This window comes from Phenylobacterium sp., assembly GCF_044236515.1.
GTDB lineage: Bacteria > Pseudomonadota > Alphaproteobacteria > Caulobacterales > Caulobacteraceae > Phenylobacterium.
This window is the reverse complement of the sequence record NZ_JBIIGK010000090.1, coordinates 1-11,798: the sequence shown is the minus strand read 5'-3', so window position 1 is coordinate 11,798 and position 11,798 is coordinate 1. Positions and strand designations below refer to the sequence as shown.

The following is an 11,798-nucleotide window of genomic DNA, read 5'->3' as shown; positions in this document are numbered from 1 at the left end:
TGATGATGGGCCACGATGCGCCTTATGCCGCCGGGCGCATCGAGGCCCTCGGCTACGCCAAGGCCAAGGACGTCTTCGCCTATCTCGCCGACACCACGGCCGCCCTGCCGGCGCGCGTCATGGCCCGCGTCGGCCGCGGCGCGCCGGACGGCGTGACGCTCCGCGAGCTCGACCTCGGCCGCTACGACGAGGAGGTCCGCACCCTCACCCAGATCCTCAACGACGCCTGGTCGCAGAATTGGGGCTTCACGCCGACCACTGAGGCCGAGACCGCCCACCTGGCCAAGGCGCTGAGGCCGGTCGTCGACCGTCGGCTCGCCTGGTTCGCCGAGATCGACGGCGAGACAGCCGGCTTCCTGATCTTCCTGCCCAACCTCAACGAGGCGATCCGCGACCTCGACGGCCGCCTCCTGCCGTTCGGCTGGGCCAAGCTCCTGTGGCGCCTGAAGGTCCAGGGCCTGAAGACCGCCCGCTCGCCGCTGATGGGCGTGCGCAAGAAGTTCGCCGGCACCCCGCGCGGAATGATCACGCCGTTCCTGCTGATGCAGGCCGGCATCGAGGCGGCCCGGCGGCTCGGCTACCACAAGGCCGAACTGTCCTGGATCCTCGAGGACAACCGGCCCATGCGCCGCATGCTCGAAGCCGCCGGCGCCTCGGTCTACAAGACCTACCGCATCTACGAGAAGGCGCTGTGACGGCGTTCAACGCCCTGATCCTCGCCGGCTCCCGCGGTGCGCCCGAGGCCTTCGCCGAGGCCGAAGGCGTTTCCCACAAGTCGCTGATAAAGCTCGGCGACCGCACCTTGCTGGAGCGGGTCGTCGTCGCCGTTCAGGCGGCCGGCGCAGCGCGGATCGCGGTGTCGACCAACGATCCGCAGGTTGCGGCGGCGGCGTCCCGCCTCGGCGCCGAGATCCTGGCCGCCCAGCCCGGCCCGAGCGCCAGCGTCGCGGCCGGCGCCGAGGCGCTGGGCTTTCCCCTCCTCGTCACGACCAGCGACCACGCCCTGCTGCGGCCCGAATGGATCGCCCGTTTCCTCGCGGACGCCCCGAACGACGCCGAGGTTTGCGCCCTGCTCGCCCGCCGCGAGGTCGTCGAGACCGACGCCCCGGCCACCCGGCGCACCTATCTGAAGCTTGCCGACGGCGACTGGTCGGGCTGCAACCTCTTCCTGCTGACGGGTCCGCGGGCCCTCTCGGCGGTGGCCTTCTGGCGGCGGCTAGAGGCTGAGCGCAAGCGCCCCTGGCGCATGGCGGCGCTTCTTGGTCCCGGCATCCTCGTCAGCTTCCTCGCCCGCCGGTTGGCCCTGGCGGGGGCGGTCGAGCGGCTCGGCCGGATCGCCGGCGTGCGGGCCGCCGCGGTCCCCTGCCCCTATGGCCTGGCCGCCGTCGACGTCGACAAGGCGGCCGATCTGCAGCTGGTGCGGAACCTGACGGCCTAGGCCGGCCAGCGGGCGGTCATCGCCCGGTTGGTCTCGACGTCGGCCGGGAAATCCATCTCGCCCCATTCGAGGCCTTCGATCGACTGGACGGCGACCACGCCGCTGTCGCGGGCGATCTCGTCGATGGCGCTGAGGTACCAGCGCTTCAGCCCGCCAGGCGCGCGCACCGCCGCCTCGATGTTGGCCACGAACCGCCGGCCGCCCTCTGCCGAGAACCGCAGGAAGCCGATGGATTCGGCGTTGTAGTCGGTGATGGTCTTGCCGATCGCCTGCAGCTTGCCGCCGGCCTCCAGCACCTTCATGTCGTCCGCGTCGTAGTCGCCCTTGCGGTCGACGGTCACGGTGATCTCGGCCGGCGGCGCGGCGACCAGGCGCCGGGCGATCTCTGGCTCGAACACCGTATCGCCGTTCAGCAGCAGCACCCCGCCCTCGAATTCGGCCTTGGCCATCCAGCAGGACGCGAGGTTGTCGGCGACGTCGAAGAACGGGTTGAACAGGGTGCGGGCCGACAGCCCCGGGATGTCCAGAGCCGCCAACTCGGCGTCGACCGCCTCGGCCTTGAAGCCGGTGACCACCACCACCTCCTCGATCCCGGCCGCGCGCAGGCCGGCGAGCTGCCAGGCCAGCAGCGAGCGGCCGGAAAGATCGATCAGGCACTTGGGCCGGGAGGTGGTCAGCGGCAGCAGCCGCTTGCCTTGTCCGGCGCTCAGCACGATGGCTCTGGTCACGGGGGCGCGAGTCGCGGGCATGGGGTCCCTCCTCGCAGATGTTCGCGAACGCGGGAAGACAAAGAAAAAGCCGAAGGCCGGGTTCGCACCCGACCCGCGGCCGCCGGCGACCGGAGCCGCCGCAACCCCGCTGTGGGTGTGCGGAGTTAAGGTGAAGCTAGCAGGCCCACGCGCCCCGGTTGCAGCGACTTTCGCGTCTTGCGACTTCCGGCCGCAGCGCGCCCCGAAAAGGGCCGTCGCCGCATGTAACAGCGTGACCTCCTGGCCACAGCCGAGAAATCGGCGGAGCTTTCCCCTACGTCATGGGTTTCCGCAGGGCGCGGATGGGGGCTTAACTCGCCTCATGAGTCAGCATCCGTGTCAAAAGACGGGCGACTCCGGAGGAAAATATGGGACTTTCCAAGCTTTTCTGCAGTGCGGCGCTCGCCCCTGCGTTGTTGCTCGGCCTGGCTGACCAGGCGCTCGCGCAGGACGAGTCGGCAGCCCGCGCCGTCGACGAGATCGTCGTCACCGCTCAGAAGCGTGAGCAGAGCCTGCAGGACGTCCCGATCGTTGTGACGTCGGTCAGCGGCGAGCTCATGCGCGACGCCGGCGTCCGGGACATCCGCGAACTGACCCTGCTGACCCCCGGCCTGACCGTCACGGCGACCAGCAACGAGACCATCGTCACCGCGCGTATCCGCGGCGTCGGCACGGTCGGCGACAACCCGGGCCTGGAATCCTCGGTCGGCGTCGTCGTCGACGGCGTCTACCGTCCGCGCAACGGCGTCGGCTTCGGCGACCTCGGCGAAGTCACCCGCATCGAGGTGCTGAAGGGCCCGCAAGGCACCCTGTTCGGCAAGAACACCTCGGCCGGCGTCATCAACGTCATCACCGCCGGCCCGACCCGTGAGCTGACCGCCGAGTCCGAGGCGACCGTCGGCAATTTCGGCCAGTTCGGCGTCACCGGCGCGATCAGCGGCCCGCTGGGCGAGACCCTGTCCGGCCGCCTCTACGCCGGGGCCCGCCGTCGCGGCGGCTTCCAGGATATCGTCGTCGGCTCCGGCCCCCGCGGCCGGGACGACGACAACACCCAGAACTTCTACACCCTGCGCGGCCAGCTGCTGTGGGAGCCGACCAGCGACGTCTCGCTGCGAATCATCGGCGACTACACCAAGCGCGACGAAGACTGCTGCGTCGGCGTCCAGCTGTTCGTCGGCCAGTCGCCGACCGGCCGCGGCCAGTTCATCAACGCCATCCGTCCGGGCTCCCTCGACCTGACCGGCACGCCCTTCGACCGCGTCGGCTTCGCCAACCGGCCGACCGACCAGCGGGTCGAGGACAAGGGGCTCTCCGGCGAGCTCAACTGGGATCTGGGCCCTGACATCCGGCTGACCTCGATCACCGCCATCCGCAACTGGCGGGGCGAGACCGGCCAGGACAGCGACTTCACCAGCGCCGACCTTGTCTGGCGGCCGAACGACGGCACCAACTTCGTCGAGTTCGACCAGTTCTCGCAGGAGGTCCGTCTCGCCGGCCAGGCAGTCGACAGCCGGCTCAACTGGCTGGTCGGCGGCTTCTACGCCAAGGAAGACCTGACCAACCGCTCGATCCTGCGCTACGGCTCCGACTACTACGCCTACTTCGCCGGGCGCGTGCTGTCGGGCGTGCCGGCGGCGATCGGCCTCGTCCCGGGGACGATTTTCCAGAACGGCGCCGGCTACGACGACATGTTCGACCAGCGCGACAAGAGCTGGGCGCTGTTCACCAACAACGCCTTCGACATCACCGATGCGCTCGAGCTGACCGTCGGCCTGCGCTATACCCGCGCCGACAAGACGCTGCGGTCCGACTATTCGACCACCGGCTCGTCCTGCGACCAGGGCGAGCTGGCCTTCCCGACCCTGGTCGCCCGCGCCGGCCTGGCGCTGGCGACCCAGGTCGTCGGCGGCCTGTGCCTGAACCAGCAGAACAACGACTTCGACGCCCTCGGCGTCGTCACCCAGAAGCGGGAAGAGGAAGAGGTCTCCGGCGACATCAAGCTCGCTTACCGCTTCACGCCCGACGTCATGGCCTATGCCTCGTACGCTCGCGGCTACAAGGCCGGCGGCTTCAACCTCGACCGCGAGCAGGCCATCGTCCTGACCCCGGCCGGCCCGAACTTCACCGCCGACCCGGACACCAGCTTCAAGGGCGAGTTCGTCGACTCCTTCGAACTCGGCGCCAAGACCAGCTGGTTCGGCGACAGCCTGCTGCTCAACGCCGCCCTGTTCCACCAGACCTTCACCGACTTCCAGCTCAACACCTTCGTCGGCACCGCCTTCGTGGTGGAGACCCTGCCGGAGGTGATCTCGCGCGGCATCGACGCCGACTTCATCTATCTGCCCCCGGTGGACGGCCTGACCCTGCAGGGCGGCGTCACCTACGCCGAGACCGAGATCTCGCCGTTCGAGGCCGGCGACCTGATCAACCCGACGCGGTTCAACAGCCTGCGCCGCCTGCCCGGCGCGCAGCTGTCGTTCGCGCCGCGCTACTCGGCGTCCCTGGCCGGCACCTACGAGAAGGACGTCGGCGGCGACATGCTGTTCAAGGCGAACCTGTCGGCCAAGTACACCTCGCGGTTCAACACCGGCTCCGACCTGCACCCCTCCAAGGAGCAGGACGCCATGGTGCTGGTGAACGGCCGCGTCGGCATCGGCAGCGCCGACCAGCGCTGGACCTTCGAGGTCTGGGGCCAGAACCTGTTTGACAAGGACTACCTGCAGGTCGGCTTCAACGGCCCGTTCCAGGTCGACGAGAACAACGACGCGGTCAGCGTCTACAACGCCTTCCTCGGCGCCCCGCGGACCTTCGGGGCCACGGTGCGCTTCCGCCACTAGGCGGAGCCGGGCGGCGCAGGAAAGTTCCTGGGCCGCCCGCGCCCGCTCTTAACTGTGACCGGTCCGATGTCGGTTTCGCCGCCGCTCGTTCGTCGTAACGTCGAATCCTGAGCGAAAGGAACCGACATGACAGCCCGCGACCAGCCTGCGCGAACGCAGCACTCGACCACCGTCGCGCAGAAATCCGCGCACGAGCTCACCGTCACGCGCACCTTCGACAGCCCGGCGCGGACGGTGTTCGACGCCTGGACGCGGCCCGAGCAGTTCCGGCAGTGGTGGGCGCCGAAGTCCATGGGCGCCGAGCTCACCGCCTGCGACATCGACGCCCGGACCGGCGGCGGTTACCGGATCACCTTCGGCGCAGGACCGGAGTCGGCGACCTTCTTCGGCCGATACGTTGAGGTGACGGCGCCTTCCCGTCTGGTCTGGACCAACGACGAGACCGCCGATGCTCCGGTCACCACGGTGACCTTCGAGGACCGCGGCGACCAGACGCTGCTGGTCCTCAGCGAACGCTACCCCGATGCTGGGTCCCTCCCCGACGCCGTCGCCGGGATGCAGGCCATGGCCGCCGAACAGTTCGCCCAACTCGACGCCCTCCTGGCGTCCCTGCCCCGCGATAACTCCCTCGCCGTCGGGGACCCCGCGGTCTCAACTTGATTGCGTCGTCTCCAGCACCGCCTCGACGTAGGCGTCGACATTCGTCTGAGCGGCGGACACGCCCCAGGCTCCGCTCCGTGCAAGATCGGCCAGGCTGCCGCCTACCGCGAACAGGGTGCGAAAGACCTCCTTGTCCACCAGGGCCGTGGGCAGCAGTTCGACGTTCGCGACCCGCAACTCCTCGACCACCCGGCCGATGGAAGCCGGGCGCAGAGCCGAGGGAACTCGCGTCAGCAGAGCACGGTGCTTCATCCGCTGATCCGCCCTCAGCCGAAGGGCGTCGATCAGTTGCGCCGCGCGCCGTGCCTCGATCGCATCCAGCGCGGACGGGTTGAGCGGGGTGATCACCAGGTCCAGGCGGACGCCGGCGAACACCATCCCCCCGCGCACCGATCCCTCGGTGTCGACGATGGTCCAGTCGGGCGCATGCTTGGCCGCCTCGCGTCGCGCATCGGCCATGTCATGAAGGGTCGGGGCGGCGTGCACCGAGATTTTCGATGGCCGCCCTGGCAAGGCGGCCCAGTGGAGAAGCGGCTTGTTCGGGTCGGTGTCTATCAAGGCCACGCGCCGTCCGCGATCCGCCAGCCCGAGCGCGAGCAGGAGGGCCGCGGTCGTCTTGCCGCAGCCACCTTTCGGGCTGACGAATGCGATGGTTGGCACGGGCCCCTGCGGTGCTGGCTCCGCAGGAACTCGCCGCGATGAAGCGTGCTCCGTCTTTCGCAGATGAGATTATCGCCAGGATATCACGCGAAGCCGCGCAGCCTGGGCTGTCCCTCACTGGGTAGCTGAAGAGAACCCGCACGTGCGGGCGGAGGCGACTTGCTCGCGAGACCCGGTCAGCTGCGGCCATTCGGGCCTAAGTCGAGATAGCGGACGTTTCAGCAGCCCTTTCGGCTTCCGACCCATCCCCGACCTTCCAAAGGTCCGCCATCGGCCGCCGTCAGAGCTGGCTGACTGTTTCTACGATCTTACGGAATGGAACGGGCTTCTGCAGGCGCGGCACAAGCTCAAACTCGGTCGGGATCGCGTCAGGGTCGTACCCGGTCATGAATACGAAGGGCACGCCCCGCGCCTTGAGGACCCGCGCGATCGCGAATTTCGGATCCCCGCCGCCAAGGTTGAGGTCGAGGACCGCATGCGTCGGAGTCTGCGACTCCAGAAGGTCGAGCGTCGCGTCTTCGCTTGGGCAGGGACCAAGCACATCCGCGCCCGCGCCGCGAAGCGCGGCGGCGGTATCGCCGGCCAGGTAGTAGTCGTCTTCGACGACCAGTATTCTGTGACCGGTGAGGTCGGGCGCATCCGTCATGTCGAGGATTCCTCCAAATACGGTGGTTTCGGTCGGCGCATCCGTCTCGAGGATGCTTTCGCCCTCCTTCAGCGGAAACTCCATCCGGCAGTGTGCGCCTTCGGGTTCGAGCGTCAGGTTTCCCGTGCCCCCAAGCTCATAAGGTATCCGGCCCTCGATGAGGTCGCTTCCGAACCCGCGACGCTTGGACGGTTCGCGTGGCGGGCCGCCGGTTTCCTTCCAGTCGAGCGCCAGCCAAGTCCTCCCGCGCTTCTCGAACGGCCTCCAGGACACTCGCAGCCGCCCCTGAGGGAGGGAGAACGCCCCGTATTTCAACCCGTTGGTAGCCAGTTCGTGGAAGGCCAGGGTCAGCACCTCAACAGCCTTGGGCGATAGCCGGATCGCGGGTCCGTCCAGCTCGAACTGGTCCTCGCGATGCGCCTGGGCGCTGACCTCGCTGGTGATGATGTCGCGCAAGGAGCCACCTGCGTTGGCTTCACGGGTGAGCAGGACCTGCACGCGCGCCAGAGCCATGAGGCGGCCTTCCAGCAACGCGCGATAGTCCTCCACGTCCGTGGCCCCGTCGGCAGTGCGAAGCGCCATGGAGCGGATCATCGCCATGATGTTGCGCACCCGGTGCTGCAGCTCGGCCAACAGCACGCCCTGGTGTTCCGTCAGCAGCTTGGCCTCGGTGACATCCTCGGCGATGCCGCCGATCCGCGCGACGTGACCCTTGGCGTCTTCCAGCGGGAAATCCGTGTTTCTGATCCAGCGGAAGGTCCCGTCGGGTCGCTGGATGCGAAACTCATGCACCATAGTCCCGCCCGCTCGCGCCTGATCCAGGTGCGCCAGCGCCGTGTCCCGGTCCTCGGGCACAATCATCGCAGCCCAGGCCTTCACGTCGCCAAGCAAACGATCCGGCTCTACGCCGTAAATCCGCGAAACCGCCGGGCTGACATACTCCATGCTCAGGGTGTCCGCAGTCCGGATCCACAGCCCCGCCGCGGAGGCTTCGGCGAACTGCCGGAAGCGTTCTTCGCTGGAACGTAGCGCCTCGTCAGCATGCCTGCGCGCGGTGACGTCCTCCATCACGCCGATCATGCGTTCGGGAGCGCCTCCGGCTCCGTAGAAAAAGCGTCCGCGCGCCGAACACCAGCGGACCGTCCCGTCAGGCCAGAGCGTCCGAAACTCGTGGATGTAAACGCCGCGCTCATCCCGGGCTGCTTCGATCCGCCTGACCGTTTCCTCCCGGTCTTCGGGATGAACTCGGGCGAGCCAGGCCTCGAAGCTTAGGGTCACCTCGCCCACGGCATAGCCCTGCATCAGATAGTGCCGGTCGCTCCAGGTGACGTGGCCGCTGCGTACGTCCCAGTCCCAGCTGGCGAGGCCGCCGATTTCAATCGCTAGCCCGAGACGCTCCTCGCTTTGTCGGAGGGCCTCTTCAGCCCGCCCGCGTTCGATGGAGGCCCAGGTTCGTTCGGCGACCTCGACCAACAGAGACGCATCGTTTGTTGACCAATCGCGGGGCCCCGTGTCGCCGACCAGCAAAGTGGCCGTCAAACGACCGCCTTTGACGAGGGGAGCCATCATCATCGACCGAAAACCCAAGCCCACGAAATTCTGGCGGATGCGCGTGGGCAGGTTCTCGTAATTGGCATAGTCGCGAACCGTCCGCACTGCGCCATCAGCGAGGAGCTGGAGGAACTCGGGCGCATCGGACACGTCGTGGGAGCCTGCAAGCGACGGAAGCCCCTCGCGGGCGCTGTCGCGGAGGACCCGACCGACTTTTCGGTCAACATCCCAATCGACGTAGTAGCACCAACCCGCGCTCAGCTGTTCTCGCAGCAGGCGAGTGACCTCGCCCTGTATGTCTGCGGGGTCAGAGAACGGCCGGAAAGCGTCGCTTAGCTTCAGCATGAACGCCTGCCGCTCCTCGCTTTCACGTAGAGCCGCCTCCGCGCGATACCTTTCAGTGACGTCGCTGTACAGCACCGCCAATCGGTCGCCGCCGCGCGGAAAGAGGTTGATGCGCAGCCATCGGTCAACGTTGGCGAAGTGGTGTTCGGTCAGTACGGACGCGCCCTCGTCGACCACCCGATTGTACGTTTCCAGCAACCAAGGGTCGACGGTGCCAAAGACTTCGCTCGCTCGCCGCCCGATGAGTGACTCTGGTGACAGTCCGGTGTGGCGCTCTACTGCCGGGTTCAGTTCGACATAGCGATAGTCAATTCCCTGGCCGTTGGCGCCTCGGACCAGTTCGCAGATCGCGAACGCCTCGTGCATCGACTCGAACAGGGTGCGGAACTTCTCCTCGCTCTCGCGCAGCGCCTGCTCGGTCTGTTTGCGCTCGGTGATGTCGCGCCACAGGACGCCAACCCGGCCATGGGAGGTCGGATAGGCGTGGGTGTCCAACCACATCGTCTTGTCGCCCGGCCAGGTATAGGAATGCTCGATCGCCTCCGGCCTGCGCTCATGCGCGACGCGCTTGAACATCCGCCCCAATGGCGAGTCCTCGCTGCCAGGGAATGCTTCCCAGTGATTTCTGCCGACGAGTTCGTCCCGCGTTCGACCGTCCAGCCGCAGCGTCTCCGCGTTGACGTCCAGGATCGTGAAGTCGGCATCGAACAGCGCGAATCCTTCGGTCAGCGAATCGAGGGCGTCGCGGAGCTGCTCCTCGCTTGCCTGCGCGGCTGATCGTTCCTCCGTGGCCTCATCGAGGGCGGAGATCATCTTGAACGCGGCCGCCGTGAAGCCAGCGATGCTTTGCAGAACGCGCGCGTCCTCCGCCTCGAAGCGGCCCTCGGGGCTGTGTTTTATGGCCCAGACGGTGCCAACTGCATTGCCTTCGGCATGCCAGGGCGCGAGCAGGTTCTCATAGATCGGCGGCTCAACGCCCCGGAGAGCGGGGAAGAATCGCTCCGCCTCATGGAACAGAAGGACGGAGTTCCGTGCCATCACCGTCCCACACGGGCTCGCCTCCTGAGGCATGACGCCATTTAGGTGCTGCGCAAACCCGCCGGCTGCGGCGCGCCAGCGGAGCATGCCGCCTGTTCCGCCAGGCTCCAGGACGCTAATCCCCGCGGAATCTGCATGGCAGAGCTCCATCACCAGCTCGGCGCATTTCTGGAGCACGCCGCGAGGATTGGTGGCCATCTCCTGGGCGAGAACTCCAAGCCCTCGGCTTTCGGCCTCATAGTCCGGAGTCCGTGAGGGGCGGCTAGCCAGCTCGGCCGTGATCAGCACCTCATCGACGCTCGTCACGGGGTTGGAGCCGGCAGTTCGGGGCATGGCGGTCTCCCTCGCGCGCTATAACAACTACCCCGTCGCGCTAAGGATCAACCCCGTGCCGAGCGGCGGGCTGGCGCGAAGGGCCGCTGGCTTGCATATTTCAAAGTCCGCTTCCCACGCATAGACGGCGTTGGGACCCCGTCGCGATCCGACGCGGGCCACGAACGGGTTGCGCGAGAGCTACGGCGCAAGGTTGCGGATGGTCGTTCCGACGTTTCCAGGAGGGCCATTCATGTGGCGCCTATTGATAGGCTTCGGACCTTCCTGAACGGCGCCCGGTTGAGGGCGTATGAGTGAGGATTATCGCTCCCCATCCACATTAATCGCGGGACTGCGCTGCCGCTGCCCCAGATGCGGTCAGGGGAGGCTGTTCCGCAGCTTTCTGAAGATCGCCGACAGGTGCGAACAGTGCGACCTCGACTTCAGCTTTGCTGACCCCGCCGATGGCCCGGCGTTCTTCGTGATGACCGGAGTCGGTATCCTGGTGATCACCGTCTGGGCCGTCTGGGCCGTCGCCTCAAACCCACCAATCTGGGCGCAGTTCGCCGTCGTCATGCCGGCGTTGCTGATCGGCTGCCTTGGCACGCTTCAGCCGGTCAAAGCTTGGCTCGTCGCCGAGCAATATGTTCACAAAGCGGAAGAAGGTCGGTGGCAGAGCGTCGGGGCCCACGGCAAGGCTCCACCCGGTTACATGGCGAACAAACGACGCCCCAAGCCATGAGCCGAGGAGGGTTCAAGTCGAGCTGATGAAGGTCGGCTTGCCACCCCGGCGGACCCTGGCGTCACACCGGCTTCAACACCACATGCGGCTCCGGCGGCAGGTCGACCTCGATGCGGTCCCCGGCCCTCACCTCGCCGCCCGCCAGCACCACGCCCATGACCCCCGCCTTGCGGATCAGCACGCCATCCCGGTCCTCCAGGCACGCCTGCATCAGGCCCGGCTGCAACCGCTCGAGCTGGACGCAAGGGTTGCGCAGGCCGGTGACCTCGACGACCGCCTCGGGCCCCAGCCGCACCCGGGCGCCGCGCGGCAACGCCAGGAGGTCGACGCCGCGCGTCGTCACATTCTCGGCCATCAGTCCCGGCGTGATCCGAAAGCCCCTGGCGTTCAGCTCGTGGTGGAATTCCTCGTGCATCAGGTGGACCTGACGCAGGTTCGGCAGACCCGGATTGAACCGCGCCCGGCTGCGATGCTTGATCCGCTCGCCGCAATGGGCGTCCCCCTCCACCCCCTGCCCGGCGATCAGGCGGATGAACAGCTGGCCCGTCTTGTTCACGCCGTGGCCGCGCCGGGCGCTGACCGCCACGACGCGGCCGCTCACGTCCGGCGCCTGGTCATTTCAAGCGTTCCGCATGCCACGCCAGATGGTCGGCCATGAAGGTCGAAACGAAGGCATAGCTGTGGTCGTAGCCCGGCTGGCGGCGCAGAGTCAGCGGGATGCCGGCTTCGGCGCAGGCCGCCTCCAGCAGCTCCGGCTTCAGCTGGCTCTCCAGGAAGCTGTCGGCCTCGCCCTGATCGACCAGCAGCTCGGCGACCCGCG

General features: G+C 67.6%; 10 protein-coding genes. 5 read left to right on the top strand and 5 right to left on the bottom strand.

Annotated features, from left to right (window positions below; genetic code table 11):
* Both ACILRF_RS10365 and ACILRF_RS10360 read left to right on the top strand, forming a co-directional pair.
* Positions 1-695, top strand: a 695-nt coding sequence (locus ACILRF_RS10365; protein WP_395672569.1) for a GNAT family N-acetyltransferase, incomplete at its 5' end; no start/stop codon positions are given.
* Complete coding sequence (locus ACILRF_RS10360; RefSeq protein ID WP_395672567.1) at positions 692-1,438, top strand: nucleotidyltransferase family protein; 747 nt, start codon at positions 692-694, stop codon at positions 1,436-1,438. The genes ACILRF_RS10365 and ACILRF_RS10360, both read left to right, overlap by 4 nt.
* Here the strand turns inward: ACILRF_RS10360 and ACILRF_RS10355 are convergent.
* Positions 1,435-2,187: an NTP transferase domain-containing protein gene (locus ACILRF_RS10355; RefSeq protein ID WP_395672565.1), complete on the bottom strand. Its 753-nt coding sequence runs from the start codon at positions 2,185-2,187 to the stop codon at positions 1,435-1,437. The two genes, ACILRF_RS10360 and ACILRF_RS10355, sit on opposite strands and share 4 nt — an antisense overlap.
* A gap of 368 nt (positions 2,188-2,555) precedes the next feature.
* Between ACILRF_RS10355 and ACILRF_RS10350 the strand changes: the two genes are divergently transcribed.
* Together ACILRF_RS10350 and ACILRF_RS10345 are read left to right on the top strand one after the other, a co-directional pair.
* Positions 2,556-5,024, top strand: coding sequence for a TonB-dependent receptor (locus ACILRF_RS10350; protein WP_395672563.1), 2,469 nt, complete (start codon positions 2,556-2,558; stop codon positions 5,022-5,024).
* Positions 5,025-5,150: 126 nt separating this feature from the next.
* Positions 5,151-5,684: an SRPBCC domain-containing protein gene (locus ACILRF_RS10345; RefSeq protein ID WP_395672561.1), complete on the top strand. Its 534-nt coding sequence runs from the start codon at positions 5,151-5,153 to the stop codon at positions 5,682-5,684.
* Here ACILRF_RS10345 and ACILRF_RS10340 read toward each other — a convergent pair.
* Positions 5,676-6,344 carry a division plane positioning ATPase MipZ gene (locus tag ACILRF_RS10340; RefSeq protein WP_395672559.1) on the bottom strand — a complete coding sequence of 223 codons (669 nt, stop codon included), beginning with the start codon at positions 6,342-6,344 and terminating at the stop codon, positions 5,676-5,678. The genes ACILRF_RS10345 and ACILRF_RS10340 overlap by 9 nt on opposite strands.
* Positions 6,345-6,624: 280 nt before the next feature.
* The gene (locus ACILRF_RS10335) at positions 6,625-10,257 is read right to left on the bottom strand and encodes a PAS domain S-box protein (RefSeq protein ID WP_395672557.1); all 3,633 of its coding nucleotides are present in this window, start codon (positions 10,255-10,257) and stop codon (positions 6,625-6,627) included.
* A 289-nt stretch (positions 10,258-10,546) separates the two neighbouring features.
* Between ACILRF_RS10335 and ACILRF_RS10330 the strand changes: the two genes are divergently transcribed.
* Positions 10,547-10,978 carry a DUF983 domain-containing protein gene (locus ACILRF_RS10330; protein ID WP_395672555.1) on the top strand — a complete coding sequence of 144 codons (432 nt, stop codon included), beginning with the start codon at positions 10,547-10,549 and terminating at the stop codon, positions 10,976-10,978.
* 61 nt (positions 10,979-11,039) lie between these two features.
* Here the strand turns inward: ACILRF_RS10330 and ACILRF_RS10325 are convergent, their stop codons facing one another.
* A complete protein-coding gene (locus tag ACILRF_RS10325) occupies positions 11,040-11,579 on the bottom strand; it encodes an MOSC domain-containing protein (protein ID WP_395672553.1) in 540 nt (179 codons plus the stop codon).
* A 13-nt stretch (positions 11,580-11,592) separates the two neighbouring features.
* Positions 11,593-11,798: alpha/beta hydrolase-fold protein (locus tag ACILRF_RS10320; protein WP_395672551.1), on the bottom strand; the 206-nt coding region annotated here is incomplete at its 5' end.